This window comes from Cerasicoccus sp. TK19100 (assembly GCF_027257155.1).
Lineage (GTDB): Bacteria > Verrucomicrobiota > Verrucomicrobiia > Opitutales > Cerasicoccaceae > Cerasicoccus > Cerasicoccus fimbriatus.
Genome location: NZ_JAPWDU010000005.1, coordinates 12788 through 33507, shown reverse-complemented (window position 1 = coordinate 33507; position 20720 = coordinate 12788). Strand labels below are relative to the sequence as shown.

15 protein-coding genes are annotated in these 20720 nt (G+C 59.3%); 1 reads left to right on the top strand and 14 read right to left on the bottom strand.

The window, feature by feature from the left end:
* Window positions 1-15 precede the first annotated feature (15 nt).
* On the top strand, window positions 16-1500 hold the full coding sequence (locus tag O3S85_RS12795) for a sulfatase family protein (protein ID WP_269540807.1): 1485 nt from the start codon (window positions 16-18) through the stop codon (window positions 1498-1500).
* Window positions 1501-1615: 115 nt separating this feature from the next.
* Here O3S85_RS12795 and O3S85_RS12790 read toward each other — a convergent pair whose 3' ends face one another.
* From O3S85_RS12790 to O3S85_RS12725, 14 genes are all read right to left on the bottom strand, one after another.
* Window positions 1616-3403, bottom strand: a complete 1788-nt coding sequence (locus O3S85_RS12790) for an ATP-binding cassette domain-containing protein (protein WP_269540805.1) — start codon at window positions 3401-3403, stop codon at window positions 1616-1618.
* Between the two features lie 78 nt (window positions 3404-3481).
* Window positions 3482-4774, bottom strand: a complete 1293-nt coding sequence (gene ftsZ / locus O3S85_RS12785; RefSeq protein ID WP_269540803.1) for a cell division protein FtsZ — start codon at window positions 4772-4774, stop codon at window positions 3482-3484.
* A gap of 13 nt (window positions 4775-4787) precedes the next feature.
* Window positions 4788-5999, bottom strand: coding sequence for a cell division protein FtsA (gene ftsA, locus O3S85_RS12780; RefSeq protein ID WP_269540800.1), 1212 nt, complete (start codon window positions 5997-5999; stop codon window positions 4788-4790).
* Window positions 6000-6034: 35 nt separating this feature from the next.
* Window positions 6035-6970: a cell division protein FtsQ/DivIB gene (locus O3S85_RS12775; RefSeq protein ID WP_269540799.1), complete on the bottom strand. Its 936-nt coding sequence runs from the start codon at window positions 6968-6970 to the stop codon at window positions 6035-6037.
* 2 nt (window positions 6971-6972) lie between these two features.
* Window positions 6973-7902 (bottom strand): D-alanine--D-alanine ligase family protein, encoded by a 930-nt coding sequence (locus O3S85_RS12770; protein ID WP_269540797.1) that lies wholly within the window; start codon window positions 7900-7902, stop codon window positions 6973-6975.
* Window positions 7899-10070, bottom strand: a complete 2172-nt coding sequence (gene murB / locus O3S85_RS12765; RefSeq protein WP_269540795.1) for a UDP-N-acetylmuramate dehydrogenase — start codon at window positions 10068-10070, stop codon at window positions 7899-7901. Before murB ends, O3S85_RS12770 begins: the two co-directional genes overlap by 4 nt.
* On the bottom strand, window positions 10063-11160 hold the full coding sequence (locus tag O3S85_RS12760; RefSeq protein WP_269540793.1) for a UDP-N-acetylglucosamine--N-acetylmuramyl-(pentapeptide) pyrophosphoryl-undecaprenol N-acetylglucosamine transferase: 1098 nt from the start codon (window positions 11158-11160) through the stop codon (window positions 10063-10065). The genes murB and O3S85_RS12760 overlap by 8 nt, the downstream gene beginning before the upstream one ends.
* The gene (gene ftsW, locus O3S85_RS12755) at window positions 11157-12311 is read right to left on the bottom strand and encodes a putative lipid II flippase FtsW (protein ID WP_269540790.1); all 1155 of its coding nucleotides are present in this window, start codon (window positions 12309-12311) and stop codon (window positions 11157-11159) included. Before ftsW ends, O3S85_RS12760 begins: the two co-directional genes overlap by 4 nt.
* A gap of 3 nt (window positions 12312-12314) precedes the next feature.
* Window positions 12315-13535 (bottom strand): LysM peptidoglycan-binding domain-containing protein, encoded by a 1221-nt coding sequence (locus tag O3S85_RS12750; protein ID WP_269540788.1) that lies wholly within the window; start codon window positions 13533-13535, stop codon window positions 12315-12317.
* A gap of 11 nt (window positions 13536-13546) precedes the next feature.
* Window positions 13547-14854, bottom strand: coding sequence for a UDP-N-acetylmuramoyl-L-alanine--D-glutamate ligase (gene murD / locus O3S85_RS12745; protein ID WP_269540787.1), 1308 nt, complete (start codon window positions 14852-14854; stop codon window positions 13547-13549).
* 3 nt (window positions 14855-14857) lie between these two features.
* Complete coding sequence (gene mraY, locus O3S85_RS12740; RefSeq protein WP_269540785.1) at window positions 14858-15958, bottom strand: phospho-N-acetylmuramoyl-pentapeptide-transferase; 1101 nt, start codon at window positions 15956-15958, stop codon at window positions 14858-14860.
* On the bottom strand, window positions 15952-17358 hold the full coding sequence (locus tag O3S85_RS12735) for a UDP-N-acetylmuramoyl-tripeptide--D-alanyl-D-alanine ligase (RefSeq protein ID WP_269540783.1): 1407 nt from the start codon (window positions 17356-17358) through the stop codon (window positions 15952-15954). Before O3S85_RS12735 ends, mraY begins: the two co-directional genes overlap by 7 nt.
* A complete protein-coding gene (locus tag O3S85_RS12730; RefSeq protein ID WP_269540782.1) occupies window positions 17358-18926 on the bottom strand; it encodes a UDP-N-acetylmuramoyl-L-alanyl-D-glutamate--2,6-diaminopimelate ligase in 1569 nt (522 codons plus the stop codon). The genes O3S85_RS12735 and O3S85_RS12730 overlap by 1 nt, the downstream gene beginning before the upstream one ends.
* A complete protein-coding gene (locus O3S85_RS12725) occupies window positions 18923-20704 on the bottom strand; it encodes a peptidoglycan D,D-transpeptidase FtsI family protein (RefSeq protein WP_269540781.1) in 1782 nt (593 codons plus the stop codon). Before O3S85_RS12725 ends, O3S85_RS12730 begins: the two co-directional genes overlap by 4 nt.
* Between the last annotated feature and the right edge of the window lie 16 nt (window positions 20705-20720).

Here is a 20720-nt window from a genome sequence, read left to right as displayed (position 1 = left end):
GATTGCAATGTGGTCATGCCCCGCAAGCCGCACATTGTCTATATCCTCACCGATGATTTGGGATACGGCGACCTCCCCTGCAACAATCCGGACTCGAAAATCCCCACGCCCAACATCGACCGCCTTTGCGGCGAAGGACTGCGCTTTAGCGACATGCATGCGACCTCTGCCGTGTGTACGCCGAGCCGCTACTCCATCCTTACCGGGCGCTACTGCTGGCGCACCCACCTGAAAAGCAGCGTGCTCTGGCCATGGGACGGCCCGCTCATCGAGCCCGACCGCCCCACCGTTGCCAGCTACTTACGCGACCAGGGCTACCGCACGAGCTGCATCGGCAAGTGGCACCTCGGCCTGGACTGGACCAAGAAAGACGGCACATCGACGGCTAATGATTTTACGCCCGGCGTGATGTCCATACCCGAACGCTGCGCGCACAACGAACGGATCGACTTCAAGGCACCCTATCGGGGTGGCCCCATCGACTGTGGGTTCGATTACCACTTCGGCATCGACGTGCCAAACTTTCCACCCTTCACCTGGTTTGAGCAGGACCGCCTGCTGATCCAGCCGACCGAGCAGCGGCCCGGGCATGTCGCCGGTTACACCGGATTACAGGCACCCGGTTGGGACTTAAAAGCCGTTGTTCCCAAACTCGTCGACAAGGCCAAGGAGGAGATTGAAAACGTCGCCGACCAACCGCTGTTCCTCTACTTCGCGCTTACTTCGCCGCACACTCCGATCGTGCCCAACGACGAGTTCATTGGCAAAAGCAGCGCGGGCCTATACGGCGATTTCGTGGTCGAAGTCGATTGGGTCGTCGGCGAAATCATGGAAGCTTTGCAACGCAAAGGTATCGCCGATGACACGCTGCTCGTCTTCACCAGTGACAATGGACCGGAGTGTCTCAAGGGGGCCGATGGCGGTGCCTACGAGCGCATTCGCAACCACCGGCACTACAGCATGGGCGAGCTGCGCGGCGTGAAGCGAGATAACTGGGAGGGCGGACACCGCGTGCCCTTCATCGCACGCTGGCCCGGCGTTACACCCAGTGGCGAAACTTGCACGCAATATGCCTCACTCGGCGATTTCATGGCAACCTGTGCCGCGATCACCGGCACTCCCCTGCCCCCTGGTGCCGCCGAAGACAGCGTCAGTAATTTGCCACTGCTCGAAGGTAAAGATGTCGCCGTGCGCGACCACTTGGTCCACCACAGTCAGGACGGCCAATTCGCGATACGTCAGGACAACTGGGTCTACATCGACGCACCCACCGGCCAAGACACCGACAGCCCGGAGCCTGACTGGTTCAAAGCCGAACGCGGCTACACGCACCACGATTTCCCCGGCGAGCTCTACGACCTTTCCGCTGATATCAGCGAAAGCCGCAACCTCTACGGCGAACGCCCCGACCTCGTCGCAGCCATGTCTGCCAAGCTACGCGCCATCCACGGCCTGTCGGACAAAGAACGCCTTGCACGCCTCCCCAGCGGCTCGGAATAGCAGTGCGAAATCGGCTTCACTCGCCGGAGGGCAACGCTCCGTCGTTGCCACCACTCGCCAGTTAACGCTGAATGTTCCAAGTAGTGGCAACAACGGAGTGTTGCCCTCCAGAATACTACCCCTCCAACTCCGCCTTCAGTGTATCAAGCTCTTCCCAGCGTTCGTATTTTTCGAGCAGCAGGTTTTCAATCTCTTCTAACCGAGCCTGTGTCTTGGCCAACTTATCCGGGTCTTGATAGGTGGCGGCATCGCCCAGCTGTTCAGCGAGCTGCGACTGCTCGGTCTCCAGTGCTTCGATTTCGCCAGGTAATGCTTCCCACTCCCAGCGCTCGCGATTGAGGAATTTGCGCGGCTTTGGCGTCTTGCCCTTCGGCGTCGCTTGCGCTTTGGATTTCTCCGTCGCCGCTGTCTTTTCCTTTTTCATCAGCACGCGGTAGTCGCTGTAGCCACCGACCATTTGCACCACCTCGCCGTCACCTTTGAGCACGAAGAGTTCGGTGACGACGTTATCCAAAAACGCGCGGTCGTGGCTGACCAACAGCAGCGTGCCATTGTATTCGAGCAGGCGCTCTTCGAGCAGCTCCAGCGTTTCCAAATCCAGGTCGTTCGTCGGCTCGTCCATCACCAACAGGTTGAACGGCTTGGTAAAAAGTCGCGCCAACAGCAGGCGATTCTTCTCACCACCAGAAAGCACCTTCACCGGCCCACGCGCGCGGTCCGGCGAAAAAAGGAAATCGCCCAAGTAACCCATCACGTGACGGCGCTGGCCATTAATCGTGATCGTATCGAGGCCGCCCGCAATGGCGTCGACAACTTTCATCTCCGGATCGAGCGCTTCGCGGTGTTGATCGAAATACGCGATCTCCAGGTTGGTACCGTGCTTTACCCAACCGCTTTGCGGCGCATGTTTGCCCAGCAGCAGCTTGACCAACGTCGACTTGCCCGCGCCGTTGCCGCCGACGATGCCCACCTTGTCCCCCCGCCGAATCAGCGTGGTAAAATCGCGAATGATCGTGCGATCGCCGTAGCCAAAGGTCGCGCCTTCGGTGGAAATAACTTTTAGCCCGGAGCGATCAGCCTCCTCCATGCCGAGGTTTACCGAGCCCTGCCGCTCACGGCGCCCACGGTGCTCGTCGCGCATTTTCAAGAGCGCACGCACGCGGCCCTCGTTGCGAGTGCGGCGCGCCTCGATGCCACGGCGAATCCAGACTTCTTCCTTAGCCAATTTTTTATCGAACTCGGCTTGTTGCCGTGCCTCGGCTTGCAGCCACGCCTCCTTGCGCTGAAGGTAGGTCTGGTAATCACAGTCCCAACTGATCAACACGCCACGCTCCAAGTCGAGAATCCGTGTAGCCAGGCTTTGCAAAAATGCACGGTCGTGCGTGATGAAAAGCAGCGCGCCGCGAAACTTCGGCAGAAACTCTTCCATCCACGCAATGGCATCCACGTCCAGGTGGTTCGTTGGCTCGTCCAGCAGGAGCACGCCGGGCTCGATCACGAGACAGCGCGCCAGCAGCACACGACGCTTCATGCCAGCCGACATCGATTCGAACGCCACATCGCCATCCAGCTCCATGTCGCGCAGCAGTCGGTCCACCCGCGCCTCGCGCTCCCAGGCTTCGAGCGATGCAGACTCCAACGCCTGGTCGACCACATCGTAAACACGACCGGTGATATCCATGGGTGCTTCCTGCTCGAGCATCGCCACCTTGACGCCGGGCGGTGTGTAAACCTCGCCACCATCTGGCGCAATGCGACCGCCCAAGACTTTTAACAGCGACGACTTGCCCGCGCCATTGCGGCCGACCAAACACACGCGCTCGCCCGGACGCACCTCAAACGAAGCGCCATCCACCAGCGAGGGTCCACCAAAGGCCAAAGAAACATTCCGGACGTGCAACATAAACCCGCCACTATTGCCGAAGTCCGCTCAGGCTTGAAAGCATAATCTTTTGCCCCACTCCTGGCCAAATGCTTTGCACTACAGAGTAATGCGCACGCCGCGTCGCAAGTAGGTGGGCACGTCCAAGTCTTCCCCGTCGAAGATATTACGTTCGGTATTCTCAAAGAATCCGCGCTGCTCATCCTCGGCGACAAACATGAACTCCTCCTGATCAAGCTCCATTTCGGGCTGCCGTTTTTTGCCGAGCTTACTCTCGTGAACTGGCATCTTCGACTTCGCGTCGACCGTGGAGAAAAGTTCGTCGTCCGCCGTCTGCCGGGCAGCTGGTTTGGGCTCGGGGGCAATGTCCACGCGCGGCGCGACGCGGCGCACCTTGCGCTCCGGTCGGTAGCCGCCAATGTGCGTCGTGCCGATGACACAGATCTCCACCGAGTTCTGGCAACTCTCGTCCACCACGGCACCCAGCACGATCTGCTCTTTGCTACCAAACTTGTCCGAAATCGCCGTCATGATCTGGTTCACGTGAGCGATGCCTAAATCTGTGCCACCGATGATATTCACCAGCAGGCTGTCGGCGCGCTTGGCAAAGCCCGGCGTGTGCAGCAGCGGGCACAGCGCGAGGTCATTCAACGCCTCGGCCATAAAGTCGTCACCCTCGCCACGACCAAGGCCAAACAAGGTCTTGCCGCAACGGCCCTGGAACACCTTGCGCAGCATGGCGAAGTCCAAGTTGATCAGGCCGGTCTGCGTCAGCATCGCGCAGATCGATTGAATGCCGCGGCTGATCCAGGCATCCGCCTGCGCAAAAGCATCGAGCACCGTCGCGCTTTCGTCCATCTGCTGCAGCAGCAAATCATTGGGTAGCGGGATCACGGCATCGCAATGCGCGCGCATAGCCACCAAGGCATTCTCGGCCACCTCGTGATGGCGCGCCCCTTCAAAGGTAAACGGCTGCGTGACAAATGCGATCACCAGCGCGCCCTGCTCCGAGGCAAGCTTGGCCACTACCGGGCCCGCGCCACTGCCGGTGCCACCGCCCAATCCGGCGACAATAAAAATCAGGTCCTGCCCATCGACCATTTGGCGGAGTTTGTTCTCGTCCTTCTCCGCCGCCGTTTGGCCGATTTCGACATCGCCGCCCGTGCTTAAACCGCGCGTTACGGACTTACCGATAAGCAGCTTTTCGCCGATGGGCGAGCCCTCCAGCGCCTGCGCGTCGGTGTTGACCGCCGCCAGATGAATGCTCTCGTGCGGCGTCATTTGGATGCGGTCCACTGCGTTGACGCCGGCACCGCCGACACCAATGATCTTTACCCGTACGCCTTCGGAGTTCAGGTCACTGCGAAATGATTTTCCGGTATGTTCGCTCATGATCGTATCTCCTTTAGTGGGCAAAAAGTTGAGTGACCCGGCGCAGCAGGCCGCGTTGTTTCCTCTGCATTGCAGAGTCGTCCAGCGACTGGCCGGAAAGCGCGAAGTGCAGCAGGCCCAGGCCCGTGCTGTATTCCTGACGCTGCAGGTTGTCATGCACCCAGGAAGGCAGTTCGCCCTGGCGCGTGGTGACGCCGAGGATCTTCTCCGCCGCCACATCGATCTGCTCCAGGTGGGAACCACCGCCAGTCAGCAGCACACCGGCCGGCAGATACTTTGCACCGCAAAGTTCGCCCGCTTGCTTGTGGATCAGTTCAAAGATTTCTTCGACACGCTCGCGGATAATCTGGATCAACGCCTGCTTGGGAATGCGGCGGTCGCCGATCATTTGGTCGCCCACCATCCAGACCTTCTCCTGCTTGTCGTCGTTTTCAAGCACCGCCTTGCCGAAGCCCTGCTTCAGCTTTTCGGCATACTTGCGGTTCACGCGCAGGCCGAGGGCGAGGTCGTTCGTAATGTGGTCGCTGCCCACGGGGAGCACGCCAGTCCGGGCCACGATTCCATTTTGGTAAATTGCCCAGTCGGTCACCCCTGCGCCCATGTCGATGACCATCACACCCGCACGCTTCTCTTCGTCGGATGCAATCACGGTGCCCGAAGCGATGCTCGACAGGATAATGTCCTCCACGTTCAGGCCAAAGCCGTTGATCACGTGGATGTGGTCACGCACCTTGCGCTCGTCGCCGTGGATCGACCAATAGCCGACCTCTAGCTTCTCGCCTTCCATGCCGAGGGGCTCATGCGTCGGGCGGCCATCGAGCATGAAGTGGCTGCGAATGTGGTGAATATAAAGACGGTCGTCGGAAAGTTTCTTGGCCTTGGCTTCGTTCATCGCGCGGGCGATGTCGGCCTCACTGACGCGGTTCTCACTGGAGCTGACATTGACCGCGGCGCTGTTATAAAAACCTTCGAGGTGGCTACCCGTCTGCGAAAGGTAGATGGCCTCAATCTGTGCGCCCGCACTTTTTTCCGCGCCCATGATGGCGGCGTGCACGGCGTTGCTGACTGCCTTAAAGTCGACAATCTCCCCCTTCTTGACGCCCTCGGAGGTCGCGTCCTGCTTGCCAATAATGTTCAGGCTACGCCCGTTGACGATATCGCCAACTAAGACGGTGACGGAAGCGGCGCCGATGTCGACGGCTCCGATTATTCTACTTTGGCTCATGGTGCGGTCGTTCGGTTAGCATTGAGGTAAAGGAATTATCGAAAACGAACTGGGCCCCGGCTGGTCGAGTCTGCGACTTTAACAACGGCGTCCTCCATCGACAGGTCGATGCGGTCAACGCGCTGTCGCTGCGACTCCATCTGAGACAGGATGGCATTGAGCCGCGCGAATTGTTCGTCCAGCTCATGTGGCGAAAAAACAATGGTATAGCCCTCGGCCGTCACCACCTCCAGGCAGGAGCTGTGAGCCTTACCCGACGGATCAAACTTGGCCAGCGAAACGCTTTCCCAATTTTGGACACGCTCGGGCATTAGCGAGCGCGCGTGTGAGAGGAAAGCCGACACTTCGGGAACCCCCTCAACCGGGAAATAATCGCCCGTTACTTTGCGACGCAGAGTGACCCCCGCGGCATAGGGTAGGTTACGAACCACCTCAGCCGGGTAACGCTTCCCCGGGTAAACAATGCCTTCCTTCGAAATCAGCCGCAGGTATTTCCGTCCCGTGGCATCCTGCACCACAACACGTAAAACCGGCTGACGCTCCGAGATGCGAATGCGCAGTGCGTCGGGAAATACACGCTCCACCAACACCGAGCGCACCTGACCATCGCTATTGAGTTCGCGCTGCATGGAGTCGATATCGATCGCCATCAGCTCAATGTTTTCCGGCAGGTCGATACGCGCATTGAGCCACTGCTCGTCGAGCACGCCATCGCTCTCCAGATAAACATTGCGCACGGGGTCTGAGCCGCCCGCCATTAACCGTGCAAAGGAATCACTTTGTAAATACCGAACACCGGCCCACAGCGCACAACCAGCCAAGGCCAAGCCCACAACCCCGCCCAAGAGCTTGAGGTTGAGCATCCAGCGTCGCTTGCGGGCATGCGGCGTCACCGCGCGTCCGGTAAAGGATTGCTGAATGTTCCGCCAGGTGCTTGGCGTGTTGGACTTGGTTTTCTTTTTCTTGGCCATGATCAGGAAGCAGCGCGGTGCTTCGCCGCGCGTGCGATTGCGGGTTCCATCATTCTTCTCACCAGAGGCTGAAATCCCAGCCCAACGCAACTTGCGCTTTTAGGCAGGAGGCTGGTGGGCGTCATGCCGGGGATGGTGTTAATCTCCAAGAAGAATGGTTGGTCGTCGTGAGTTAGTATAAAATCCAATCGAGCGAAGTCCCGGCAGTTGCAGGATGCAAAAGCATTCTCTGCAAAAGACCTTACTTTGCAAGACAAAGTTTCATCCATAGGCGCCGGAAAAAGATACTCTGTGGCGCCCGTGGTGTATTTGTGTTCGTAGTCGTAAATGCCGTCTTTCGGGCGAATTTCGACGATGCCCATCGCGCCGCCATCGAGCAGGCCAATGGTCATCTCGCGCCCGGCGATGAGCTGCTCCGCCATCCAGTCGCCAGCCTTAACGCGCTCCAATACGGCGTTCAACTCGTAACGACCATGAGCGATATGGACACCCACGCTGCTGCCACTGTCCAGCGGCTTAATCACCACGCCCTCACCTAGCTTAGCAATGATGGCTTCGGCCGACGGTTTACTTTGCGCTGCAAAGGTAAAGTCCTTGGCCAGGGCAAAGCCGCTGTCTGTCACCGCATTCTTGGTGTTGACCTTGTTCATGCAGAGCGCACTGGATGCAGCATCGCAACCGGCGTAAGACACGCCTGCCTGATCAAGCAGCATCTGCAGTTGCCCGTCCTCACCGAAAGGCCCATGCATCGCCGGGAAGACCACAGTCTTTGCCGCGTCCAAAGCGGGCAAAGAATCATCGGCCAAATCAATCAGCTCCACATCGTAAAACTGCTTCAACGCCTCCGCGACCGATGGCCCCGTCACCCGCGACACTTTGGCCTCCGGCGAAGCACCACCGCAAAGGACCGTTACATGCGCACGCTCGCTCATAGGACATCCTCCCAACGTTGGCCAACCAGCAGCGCCTCCGGCTCCAGATCGATGCCGCGTTCTCGCTTGATGACTGCGCGGATTTCACGAATCAATGCCAGCACATCGGAGGCTTTCGCCTGCTCGCGGTTAATGATAAAATTACCGTGCACGGTGGACACCTCCGCCCCACCGATGCGCTTACCCTTCAGGCCAAGCTCATCAATCAGTTTGCCCGCGTGGTCGTTAGCCGGGTTTTTAAAGATACAGCCCGCACTGGGTTCACGCGGTTGCGACTCCTTGCGCTTACCGGCGTATGCATCCATCTGCTGGCGAATATCATCACCCTCGACTTGGGCACCGACTTTAAGAACAGCGCTCAAGGCCATGCCATCGCGCAGTTCATGGCAGCAGCGGTATTCCACATGAAACTCGTCACACGACCGCTCGCGGATCTCGCCGTCGGCAGTCATGTAAGTCACGCTTTCGACGACGTCGAACATCCAGCCGCCCATCGCACCGGCGTTCATCCGCAATGCGCCGCCCACGGTCCCGGGAATGCCTTCGAGAAACTCAAAACCACCCAGCCCCTCTTTCGCAGCCAAGCCGCAGAGACGCTTCAACGCCAGGCCTGCGCCGACTTCGATTCGGCCATCATCAAATGGTTTAAACTCACGGAAGTGGTCGCTCTTCAGGCTAATCACCAATCCATCAAAGCCAGCGTCGGCCACGATCAAGTTTGAGCCGCGGCCCAAAACAAACCATGGCAACTTACTTTGCCGCGCAAAGTTAATGAGCTGCGCCAAGTCTTCCGCATCGACGGGCTCCGCATAAAAGCGCGCAGGGCCGCCCACGCGTAACGTGGTTTTGTTCGCCAGCGGCTCACCGAGTTTAAGCACGGTGTTCGGGGAAAGCCCGTTACGCCACGACTCGGTGGTTCGCCAATCCGCCGCAAAACGATGCGCCAGATGGTCGATATCCCCAGCGCCGACAAACATCACCGTAACCGGTCGCTCGTCACCCATGGCGTTTTCCACTGCGCGGCACATTTGCTGAGCATCAAGCACGGGCCAATCCTGCCCGGCCTTTTCGACAATGGCCTCGCTGGCACCATCGCGTAGAGGCGATTCGCTCGCGGCATAAACCGGCAGCAGAAAGACCTCATCGGCAATCTCCAGGGACTTGGCAAACTCCGCCGCAAACTGGCGCGTGCGCGTGAAACGATGCGGCTGAAAAACGACGATTTGCCGACCCGGCCATTCACTGCGCGCATGTTGCAGCAGGGCGGTGATCTCCGTCGGGTGGTGCGCGTAGTCGGCCACCAGCGTTACCTCGCCTGCCTGATACATCACATCCTGGCGGCGGCGAATGCCGGCAAAGCCCTTTAGCATCCCGAGCGTTACCTCGGCCCCAAGCTCTCGCGCAGCTGCCAGCGCCAAGGCCGTGTTCGACGCATTGAAACCCGCCGCGGCGTGGCAGCGAAGCGCCTTGTTCTCGGGGGCAATTTCGTTGAGCACGAAACAGTCTTCCGGGATGATCACACTGCTCTTTGTCCGGCTGAACAACCGGCTGAAGGCGGCGCGTAAATCAGACTCCTTCGGGTAAAGGTCCGCATGGTCCCAATCGAAGTTTACCGCCACCGTGATCTCCGGTGAGAAACCCTCTACGGTGCCATCGCTCTCGTCGACTTCGGCGATCACCCAGTCGCTCAAGGCAGAAAAATGCGCGGGCGAGCTGTCATCACGAAACAGTGCTCCCAGCAAATATCCACAGTCATAGCCGGCTTGGTTCAGCAGGTGAATAAGCATGCCCGTCGTCGTGGATTTGCCATGGCTGCCCACCACCGCGAGCAGTTTCTTGCCCGCAACGATTTCCGCCAGCAGTTCGCCACGACGCAGCACACGGGCACCGCGTTGCTTGGCTTCCAGGTAAAGCTCGTGCGTCTCGCCAATAGCGCTGGACCGCGCAACCAGCTTGGGGGACTCGGGGAGTTCGTCGCTAAGCTGCACACCGTGGCGCTGCAACAACGTCGCCACCTCGGGGCGCAAACCGTCGTCCCAACCCGTGACCGCGACACCGGCTTCGGCCAAATAGATGGCCAGCGGTGCCATGCCCATGCCACCCACGCCAAGCATAAACACGGCGTCCGGCAGGGAGGAAGTAGTCGGCTCTGGCATCATCTTAATCATGCGTCGTCAAGGCGATGCTCGCCATGTCTTTGACAATGTTATCCACGGGATTGGCCCGGTCGAGGCGCTCCAAATTTTCGCGAAAGCGCTTAATCAACCAGTCGTTAAAAATCGTATCGGTCACCTCGCCCAAGAGACGGTCCATTTCTTTTTCCTCGATGACCACCGCACCGCCCTGTTGCTCCAGGAACTGTGCGTTGGCCAGTTGGTGATCATCCGCCGAGTGCGGAAACGGCACCAGGATGGATGGCAAACGGCAGCGCGCAAACTCAGCGATACTGCCTGCGCCAGCACGTGCGACCACGAGGTCAGCCGCGCTCAAAGCAGCCGCCATGTCATCCACAAACGGGGTGAAAACCGCGCGCACGGTTTGTCCGTCAGCAGACTTTCGCTCGATCACATCGACCGACATTTTGTTCAAACCGCTGACGCAATACACGCTGATACTCTCCTTGGCCAGTGCCTCAAAATTACGCGAGACCCACTTATTCAGTGCCGTCGCTCCCTGGCTGCCTCCCATGACCAGCAGTAGCTTACCCGTGACATCGAGACCCAGCTTCGCACGAGCTTCGTCCTGCGGCATGCGGTGGATTTCCTTACGAATCGGGTAGCCGCAGTGGTGGATCATCTTGCGCGGCAGGCCCTTGATCGTCACGCCCGGCGGTAGATATATCCGGCGCGCAAAACCGGCCAGCATGCGAATCGCGCGACCGGCACGACGGTTGGCCTCATGCAGCATCACGGGCACACCGGTAAAGAACGCCGCGAACACCGCGCCCACCGTCAGAAAGCCGCCAAAGCCAATCACGGCGTCGGCCTTAAACTCGCGCATCAAGTTGATCGTAAACAACAGGCCGCGCACTTGCTCGATGTTGAATTTTACAAACTTGGCCGGGCTCCACGCGAAGCCCACACCCGGCGAGCGCGCGTATTGCAGTTGCGGATAATTTTTAACCAGGCGGGAATCGACATCCTTGTTGCTGATGATCAGTCGGCAGTGGTGCCCCTTCTCCATCAAGGCTTCGGCAATGGCGATGCCCGGCGCCAAGTGGCCGCCCGTTCCTCCGCAGGAAATGACAAAATTACTCATAGTTCGCGCGGCTTCAACAGGGGTTTAGCGGACCAATTCGCAAAGCAGTTAAAGATCAATCCGATCAGGACAAACATCGTCACCAGGTTCGTGCCGCCGTAGCTGATGAACGGCAGCGACATGCCCTTGGTCGGTAGCAGGCCGGTGACCACGCCCATGTTGATCAGCGCTTGCAGCGTCAGGAAAAGCAAGGCACCGGTGGCGAGCAGGAAATGAAACAAGTTCGGCGCACGGCGCAGCGCAATTACCCCGACACCAAAGATCGTGGCGAAGAGAAGCACCACGGCGGCCGTGGCGGTCAGCCCGAGTTCCTCACCAATGACCGGGAAGATGAAGTCCGTGTGCGCTTCGGGCAAAAAGAACAACTGTTGGCGCCCTTGCCCCAAGCCAACGCCGGGCACACCGCCAGCGCCAAAAGCCAGGATGCCCTGCCAAAGCTGATAACCGCTGTCGGCTTTGTTCGCCTCCACATCGAGGAAGGACGTGATCCGACGCATACGGACGGGGTCCATGTAAACGGCCACGCTGAAACCAGCCACCCCCATCAATGCCGAGGGGAGCAGGAACCACAGACGCACGCCGGCAAGGAACATCACCCAGAAGCCAACTGCGCCGCAAAGCGCAGCCGTCCCGAAGTCGGGCTCCAAAAAGATCATGCCGCAAATCAAGCCAACCACCATGCCCGGCGCAATGAAGCCATGAAACCAATGCGTCACCTTGCGCTGGCGCGAACCGTAATACTGCGCCAGCCAAATGATGAGGGCGATCTTCGCCAAGTCAGACACCTGCAAGCGCATCAGCCCGAGGTCCAGCCAGCGGCGCGCACCATTGACCTCTACCCCGATCTGCGGCACCAGCACGACACCGAGTAGGATCAACACGACACCCAGGATGTAGTGGCTCATCTTGCCCAGCCACTCCAGGTTGATCAGCGAGGTGAAGATACCCGCGAACAATGCAATACCCAGCCACATCCCCTGCTTGCGAAACAGGTAAAACGGGTCGGCGTCAATCGACTGGTTGTAGGACTGCCCGGCGCTGGTCAACATGATCAGGCCGAGCGAAGTCAACACGAAGACACAAGCCAGCAACGCCCACCCTGCTCCAGGACGGAGCAGGTAGCGGAAAGTGTGCTGGCTAATGGCTTTCATCAATTATTCCTGGACGTTAACTACCGGCGCGTTCTCGATATCGATCTCGTCGAGCTCGTTCGTTTCTTCTTCAACAAAGACGGGTTGTGGCTGTGCAGGCACGACCGGTGCTGGGACAACGGGAGCAGCGGGTGCCAGTGGCGCTGGCTTCGGCGTAACTACCGCAGCGGGCTTCGGGGCTGGCTTCGGAGCCGGAGCAACGGGCTCAAGACCGGTCGGGATCATCAGCGTTTGGCCAACACGCAGACGGCGCGGATCAGAAATTCCGTTGGACTGCATGATGGTTTTTACCGACACGCCATAGCGGTTGGCGATTGCCCCCAAAGTGTCACCCGAGGCAACGACGTAAGGCACTTCACCGGCGGCATTGGGCACGCCTACCTCTGGCTGCGGCGCGGCCTCAACCTTCGGGATCAGCAACTCCTGGCCGACGAAAATGCGGTCACTGCTCAGGCCGTTCGCGCTGAGGATGGTGCGCACATTCGAGTTGTAGCGCTTGGCGATGCTGGAGAGGTTGTCGCCCGATTGCACGGTGTAAACCTGGCCTTCTTCGCTGATCTGCACCGGTGCGTAGGTGGGTGTGGGCGCATTGACCGGAGCGGAGGGTTCGTCATCCGACGCAGCCGGAATAATGATGACCTGGCCGATCTTCAAGCTGTTGGCCGAGCTCTTGTCGAAGCCGTTCACGGCCATGACCTCTCCCAGCGTTACGCCGTTATTGCGGGCGATCTTCGAAAGCACGTCGCCCTTCTTCACAATGTAGGTCTTTCCGCCAGACGAGGGTTGCGGAGTGGCAACAGTCGTGACCGGTGCATCCGGAGTACTGGGCGTCCCGGAGGAGCGCACCTTGTTAAACTCTTGCACGCTGCTGTCCTCGTAAACGAGCGGCTCCGAAGACTCGGCAACATAGGTGTCCCGCGCCACGTAGGTCTGGCTGGCGGGCACGACAACCTCTGGCGATGAAGAGTCACTGATGTTCCAGTCTGGCCGCGTGGGCGGGTAGCGGGTCTGGCTGCCACTCTGGGCAGCGGTTGGGTTGGGGCGCACGGGTGCATTGGCCGGGCGGTAAGGTTGCTCCTGCGCATGGCTGGGCTCGCCAGTCGGCTGAGCTGCGGCAGCGTTGGTTTCCCCCTTGTCCGAGGCGCATCCTGGCCCGACGAACAGCGCGAGGATAACAACCGCGTGCAGTCCGAGAACGATGGTGAAAATGTGGGCAAGTTTCATGGTGATGGTTTTTACGATTTGACGCATTCGGTGACGGTAGTTGCGGCAGTGACGCCCTTCAAACTCAAAACCGCTTGTTTAAAGCATTCCCCGCGCTCCGCATAGCTGGAAAATTGATCATGACTGGAAAAGCCAGGGCTAAGTAGGATAGAACCCCCATTTTCGTGGCGTTTCCAGGCTTCGCGGACGGCGTCGGGTAGATTCGGCAACACCGCATTTGGGGTGCCTGCAGCGGTTAATGCCTCAGCCAGCTCGGCAGCGGACTCCCCGATCAGGCAGGCAAAGTGAACTTTTCGGGCAATGCGCTGGGCAAACCCCGCGATGTCCCCGCCTTTACGACGCCCGCCGCCGATCCAGATAACCGGTTCATCTGTCGCAATCAAACCAGCTTCAGCGGCATGGAAATTCGTTGCTTTGGAATCGTCGTAGAACTTCACGCCCTCGCATTCGGCGATGAGCTCCAGACGGTGAGCGGGTAATTTAAAGGTGCGCGCCGCGGCTTCGAGCTCGGCCATGTCGTTGCCCTCAGCTTCCCAGTAGGCTCGCGCGATCGCGTAGTTTTCACGTTGCGGCGCACGCGCAAAGGGACTGTCCGCCGGTGATGACACAGCGTCGACATTCACGATCTTCGTGTAGGTCGGCAGCGCGAATCCCAGCTCCGCTGCCCACTGCGCCACACTGGGCCCAATGATTAAATGCGGGCGGGCCAAGCGCTCAACCAGGCGCCACTTCGCCGCAAAGTAATTCTTCATGGAGCCGTGCCGCTCCAGATGGTCTTCAGCGAAATTCGTCCAGAGCACCGCCTGCGGACGAAACGCATGCATGACCTCGGCCTGGAATGAACTGACCTCGCAAACCGCGACCGTGTTCTCGGCACCTGCGGTTTCGAAAAAGCGGGAAAGTGGGTAGCCGATATTGCCCGCAGCCAGCGCGTCCGTCCCACTGTTTTTAAGTGCGTGCACGAGAAACTCGGTCAGCGTGGTCTTGCCGTTTACGCCCGTCACGGCAACGAGGCCGCCCGGCCAAAACATGGAGGCAAAATCCAGCTCGCCATAAACCTTGGCTCCGGCTGAGCGTGCGCGTACTAGCCAAGGGTGACTCGGCGCAAAGCCCGGGCTGTGCACCACGACGCGATGCTGCTTGGCGTCGCGCTCGGTGAAGTCGGTTTTTGCCCCGGAGGTTCCGCGCTCGTCAAAAAGATTTACCCACGCACCCTGGCTGCGCAGCAGCGCCATCGCGCCAAGTCCGCTCACGCCAGCCCCCAGCACCGCGGCGGGCGATGCTTGCAAGTCGGGAATCTGCTTGGCGATGCGAGTCATGAATTAGCGAAGTTTGAGTGAGGCGAGTCCGATGAAGGCGAAGATGAACGACAAAATCCAAAAGCGAATAACGACCTTCGACTCATGCCAACCGGCGAGCTCGAAGTGGTGGTGGATCGGTGCCATACGAAAGATGCGCTTGCCCGTCAGCTTAAACGAACCGACTTGCAAGATAACCGACACGGCTTCCATCACAAAAATACCGCCCACGATAACCAGCGTAACCGGTTGATGGACCATGAAGGCAATGGCTCCGATCAGGCCGCCGAGCGCCAGCGAACCGGTGTCTCCCATGAAGACCGTAGCCGGGTGACTGTTGTGCCAGAGAAACGCCAGGCTACCACCCACCAGCGCAGTGCAAACCACGGCCAGTTCCCCCGTCCCCGGGATGTAGCTGATCAGGAAGTAATCGGCGATAATCGTGTTACCCGAAGCGTAGGCAAAGATCGCGTAAACCAGAGCCACCGTCACCGTGCAACCGATGGCCAAGCCGTCGATGCCGTCAGTCAGGTTGATCGCATTGCTCGAACCCGCCAGCACGAAAAAGAAAAAGACAAAGGCGAACCAAATCGGCATGGGTGCCAGCACCGCGTATTTATAAAACGGCAGCCAAAGCTCGCTCATCACGCCGCGCGTCTCGGAGTTTCCGAGCAGTAGGCCAAGCGCGAGAAAGGTCAACAAAGCCTGCCCCGCCAGCTTCCAACGGCTCGATAAACCGGCGCTGCTTTTCTTCGTTACTTTCAGGTAGTCGTCAAAGAAGCCAATCGCGGTCAACCCCGCGTAGACGACCAGCGCCGTGATCACGTAAACATTCGGCTTGGCCCAAAGAATGGAACTCCCGGTTACGGCGGCAAAAATCATGAGCCCGCCCATCGTTGGCGTGCTCTTTTTGCTGGCGTGTAGATCGGCCAATTTGCCGACTTCGCTGGAGTTGCGCAAAATTTGCTCGGCCTTTAGGCGGCGCAGGCGATCAAAGATCCGGGGCGCGATAATAAAGCCCACGGCCAATGCCGTGGCCGCCGCCATCATCATGCGAAAAGTGATCGAACCGAACAATCGGAACGGTCCCCAAACTTCCTCCAATCCTGCCAAATACGTTAACATGCAGCCGTCTCCTTACGCGTCATCAAACCCTCCGGCAGCAACGATTCCAGCGCATAGGCGCGGCTGCCTTTTACAAAAATCGATCCGTGGAAATCACCCATCGCATCCTGAGCGACATCGGAGCTATCAAACACCGTGACTTGGCTGGCCGAGGCACCGGCCTCACGCAAACCTTCGGCGTAGGCCTCGGCCTCCGCGCCGATTAACACCGCGCGATCCTGTGCGCGCAGCGGAACATCCGCACCCACTTTGCGATGCAAAGCTTCTGCATGCTCGCCGAGCTCCTTCATCCCGCCGAGCACATACAGCCGGGGCGCATCTGGAGGTGCCAGCGTGGCAAATGTCTCCAGTGCATCGGTCATCGAAGCGGGGTTGGCGTTGTAGCAATCCACGTAAAACAGGTCATCGCCGCGCAGGTAAATCGAGCCACGGTCGGCACCGGGCTTCCAGCCTTGTAAGCGCTGCTTCACCGTCTCCCACTTTGCACCGCAAAGTATGGCGGTCAGCACGGCGAGCACGGCGTTGGACACCATGCCCTTAGTCAGGTGCGAGTCGATGGTGAACTGCCCTGCGAACAAAGCGCTCTTCACCTGAACCCGTGTCCCCTGCCCTTCGCGGAAGAAGCGGAAACAGCTGTGGTATTCCGTGTAGTCGAGTGTGGAATCTTCTCCGCAAGCCTGGCACACGCTGAAAATTTCTCCGCCAAACTGATGAAACGCCGGATACTGCAAACACCCTGCCGAGCAAAGCAGCGAAGAACCGGGCGCAGACAGGCGGACCAGCTCAGCCTTCTCGCGGGCGATATTTTCCTGGCTGCCCAGCTTTTCCAAGTGAGCCGGCCCAATCATGGTGACCACCGACACGTCCGGCGAAATCATCGCGGCCAGGGTCGACATCTCACCAGGCTGATTAATGCCCGCCTCGACTACCGCGTAGCGATGCTTCTCCGCATCGAGCTGGGTCAAGGTCAACGGCACGCCGATGGTGTTGTTTAAATTCTTTTCTGTCTTCAGGCACTCATCGCCAAGCAGACGTGCAATGAGATCCTTGGTCGACGTTTTGCCACAGCTCCCCGTCACGCCTACAACCTGCCCTGGAAATGCATGACGGTGCTGGCAAGCGATCGTCTGAAACGCGCCCAGCGAGTCGCCCACATACAACTGCGGCAGGTTAATATCGTCACGCGGTTTGCTCACGAGCGCGGCGGTTGCCCCGGCATCGCGCGCCGAAGCGAGGAAGGCATGACCGTCCCGCTGCTCCGTTTCGAGCGCGACAAAGCAATCACCCGGTTTCAGCTTCCGGGTGTCCTGGCAGAAGCCAGTGATCTGCTTGTCTGGCGTGGTGCCCAACCACTTTCCGGCGGTCCAATCGGCAAGCAGCTGTGGGCTAAAGCGTGGCATCAGTGAGGTCGCAGTTTTTTGAGGTTGAGTAATTCCCGCGCGACTTGTCGGTCGTCAAACGGGGCAACGGTGTCAGCAAATTCTTGATAAGTTTCGTGGCCTTTGCCGGCAATGAGCACGCAGTCGCCAGCGGCCGCGGCATCGAGCGCGAGGCTGATCGCGCGGCGGCGGTCGTCGATGAATTCAATGGCATCGGGCTTCGTCACGCCTTGGTGCATATCGTCGAAGATCGAGGAAATTTTCTCACGGCGCGGATTGTCCGCAGTAGCCCAAGCGTGGTCGGCCAGCTCTTGCACGGCAGCGGTCATCTTCGGGCGCTTGTCGCGGTCGCGATTACCACCGCAGCCGAACACCACCAGCACGCGTCCAGGGGTGATTTCGCGCAGCATGCTCAGCGCGTTGCGCAGGGCGTCGTCGGTGTGCGCGTAGTCCACCAGCACCGGATAAGTCTGGCCCACATCGATGCGCTCCATGCGACCCGGCACGCCAGGGAAACTCGCCACGCGCGGCAGCACCTGCTGCAAGTCTTTGCCCATGCCAGCGCAAATCGCCAATGCGGCCAAGAGGTTGCTCACATTGTATTTACCGGCCAGTTCGGTCGCGACCTCTGCCTCGCCACCCTGCCAGGTCAGCTTGAAAACACTGCCGTTGGGCGAGAGCTGAATCTGCTCAGCGCGAATCTCCGCCGCCTCGTGCGTGCCAAAGGTGATGACGCGTCCCTTGGCCTCCAGCTCTTTCGCGAGCCGGAGACCATAAGGGTCGTCGATGTTGATGACGCAGACTTCCGGCTGGTTGCCGGTTTCGCCGGTAAAGAGGCGGCGTTTGACTTGGAAATATTCGTCCATCGACATGTGGTAGTCGATGTGGTCCTGAGTCAGATTCAGGAACGCGGCGACCGGGAAACGCATGCCGCGCACACGGTGCTGATCGATCGCGTGGGAGCTGACTTCGAGCACGGCGGACTCGCAACCTTCGATGCGCATTTGGTCGAGCATCGAGTAAATGTCCACGCTTTCGGGCGTCGTCTTATAGCTGGGCAACGTGCGGCGACCGAGGTCGTAGCGAACCGTGCCCAGCAAGCCAACGCTGCTCGGTTTTTCCGCGAGCAGGTGCTGCGTCAACATCGATACCGTGGTCTTGCCGTTGGTGCCTGTGATGCCCACCAGGTCCATCGCGCGGTCCGGGTGATCAAAGAAACGGCCGGCAATCTCGGCCAGCGCCACACGGGCGTCCTTCACCTGATAGTAAGGCACGCTCATGCGGGGGCCAGGTTCGCGCTCGCCGACAATGCCGACGGCACCCCGGTCGATGGCTTCTTCCACGTAGAAAGAACCACTGGTGTTCGCGCCTTCGATGGCGAAGAACAAAGCGCCCGGAGCCACGCGACGACTGTCGGTGATAAGGCAAGTCACGGGCACATCGCTATCGCCGGTGGACTTAATGCAGTCCACGCCGTGGGTCAGCGCGCGCATGGTGCGCTTGGCCGCCAAGGCACCGCCCTGCGAAGAGTTGCTGCGCATGGCCATGCCCCAGCTGAGTGTGTTTTCTAAAGAAGCAAATCCGATCATCGTGCGCCCTCCGTAAAGGCCATCATTTGGTTTTCCGGTTCAGGCGGAATTCCCAGGTATTGAATGCAGTGCTCGGCGATGTTTTTAAAGACAGGCGCCGCCACGACGCCGCCATAGCCCACGCCTTTCAGCTCCGGCTCATCCACCACCACGGTGATGACGAGTCGCGGATTTGACTGCGGAAAAAAGCCCACAAAAGAACCTACATGATGTTGCCGCGAATAGCGACCATCGACGATCTTTTGTGTGGTGCCGGTCTTGCCAGCCACGCCGTAATTTTCAATCGACGCGCGGCGCGCCGTGCCGTTTTCCCCGACAACGCCAGCAAGCATCTGCGTGATCTGCGTTGCGGTGTAGGAAGAAACGACGCGCGACTTGGCGTCGGGCGAATACTGCACGACGACTTCGCCGTTGTTATCAAAAACCTGGCGCACGATCTGCGGCTTCATCAGCACGCCGCCATTGGCAATCGCGCTCATCGCGAAGTGTACCTGCATCGGCGTGGCACTGATGGCGTGCCCCATCGGCAAGCGAGTAATCGTCAAGCCATCCCAGCGATTGACCGGGTGGAGAATGCCATTCTCTTCCAAGTCCAGCGGGAAGCCCGTCGGCTCGCCGAAGCCAAAGCGCTTCGAGTATTCGTAAAGACGTTCTTCCTCTAGCTCCAGGCCAAGCAAAGCTGCCCCACGGTTGCTGGATTTGATCACAATCTCAGTGACGCTAAGCTCCTCCAGCGGGTGGTGATCCGAGGGCAGACGCAGGGTGCGGCCCTTGTAATTAACGGTCGCTTGCCCACAGTCAAAGAGCTGGTCTGCGGTGACCAAGTCTTCGTTCAACGCACCAGCGGCGGGCACGATCTTAAACGTCGAACCCGGCTCGTAAATATCCGTCACCGCGCGATTGCGGTGGTTCTCGATCGGGAAGCGCCAGAACTCGTTCGGGTCGAAGGTCGGGTAATTGGCGAGCGCGAGGATTTGGCCTGTGGCAACCTCGCTCACGATTACGGCGACACCCTTGGGCTGGTATTCGTCGACGAGCTTCGCGATTTCCTGCTCCACCTTGTGCTGGATATTCAGGTCGATAGTCAGTTCGACATTCAAGCCATCGCGAGGATCGACTTCGCGCGAGCTGAACTGCACCAACTCGCGGCGACGACCATCCTTCTCGGACTTGCGCCAGCCGTCCTGTCCGGCCAGATAAAAATCGCAAAAGCGCTCGACGCCCGATACCGGCGTTTCCTCTTTATTGACAAAGCCCAACACGTGAGCGGCGAGTCCCTCACTGGGATACACGCGCTCATACTTGCGATTCCCATAGACGGCGCGAATGCCGAGGGCCATGACTTCGTCGTAGGTTTTTTCGTCCACGGCGTCCGCGAGTTCAACCCAGCGCACGTTGCGAATTTCCGGTCCACTGGGCGTATCGACGGTGCGCAGCTTTTGCTCGAATTTCTCCCAAACCAGCTCGGGGTCGAGGCCAAGAACGGCGGCCAGTTCCGGCGCGCGGACCATGTCTTCCGGATTGACGGACTGCGGGTCCACGCCGATTTCGTAAACGGCCTGTGTGGTGGCCATCAGGTTGCCCCGGCGGTCCACGATGTTGCCCCGACGGGCCTTGATATCCAGGAAGCGTTCCCGGTTCTGCTCAACAATGCGCGCAAGCTTCTCGCCCTCGACGAGATGCAGGTGGATCAATCGCCCAAGCAGGACGACGAAGCACGTGAAAATGACGACGGTTAAAAAAGCGAATCTAATTCCTGAGACGTATGCGCGGTTCATTGGTTACGAGGCCTGC

What these genes read in the sequence shown, in the direction of transcription:
- O3S85_RS12795 (WP_269540807.1), top strand. Translation starts at nt 16, where the DNA reads ATGCCCCGCAAGCCGCACATTGTCTATATCCTCACCGATGATTTGGGA.
- O3S85_RS12790 (WP_269540805.1), bottom strand. Translation starts at nt 3,403, where the DNA reads ATGTTGCACGTCCGGAATGTTTCTTTGGCCTTTGGTGGACCCTCGCTG.
- ftsZ (WP_269540803.1), bottom strand. Translation starts at nt 4,774, where the DNA reads ATGAGCGAACATACCGGAAAATCATTTCGCAGTGACCTGAACTCCGAA.
- ftsA (WP_269540800.1), bottom strand. Translation starts at nt 5,999, where the DNA reads ATGAGCCAAAGTAGAATAATCGGAGCCGTCGACATCGGCGCCGCTTCC.
- O3S85_RS12775 (WP_269540799.1), bottom strand. Translation starts at nt 6,970, where the DNA reads ATGGCCAAGAAAAAGAAAACCAAGTCCAACACGCCAAGCACCTGGCGG.
- O3S85_RS12770 (WP_269540797.1), bottom strand. Translation starts at nt 7,902, where the DNA reads ATGAGCGAGCGTGCGCATGTAACGGTCCTTTGCGGTGGTGCTTCGCCG.
- murB (WP_269540795.1), bottom strand. Translation starts at nt 10,070, where the DNA reads ATGATTAAGATGATGCCAGAGCCGACTACTTCCTCCCTGCCGGACGCC.
- O3S85_RS12760 (WP_269540793.1), bottom strand. Translation starts at nt 11,160, where the DNA reads ATGAGTAATTTTGTCATTTCCTGCGGAGGAACGGGCGGCCACTTGGCG.
- ftsW (WP_269540790.1), bottom strand. Translation starts at nt 12,311, where the DNA reads ATGAAAGCCATTAGCCAGCACACTTTCCGCTACCTGCTCCGTCCTGGA.
- O3S85_RS12750 (WP_269540788.1), bottom strand. Translation starts at nt 13,535, where the DNA reads ATGAAACTTGCCCACATTTTCACCATCGTTCTCGGACTGCACGCGGTT.
- murD (WP_269540787.1), bottom strand. Translation starts at nt 14,854, where the DNA reads ATGACTCGCATCGCCAAGCAGATTCCCGACTTGCAAGCATCGCCCGCC.
- mraY (WP_269540785.1), bottom strand. Translation starts at nt 15,958, where the DNA reads ATGTTAACGTATTTGGCAGGATTGGAGGAAGTTTGGGGACCGTTCCGA.
- O3S85_RS12735 (WP_269540783.1), bottom strand. Translation starts at nt 17,358, where the DNA reads ATGCCACGCTTTAGCCCACAGCTGCTTGCCGATTGGACCGCCGGAAAG.
- O3S85_RS12730 (WP_269540782.1), bottom strand. Translation starts at nt 18,926, where the DNA reads ATGATCGGATTTGCTTCTTTAGAAAACACACTCAGCTGGGGCATGGCC.
- O3S85_RS12725 (WP_269540781.1), bottom strand. Translation starts at nt 20,704, where the DNA reads ATGAACCGCGCATACGTCTCAGGAATTAGATTCGCTTTTTTAACCGTC.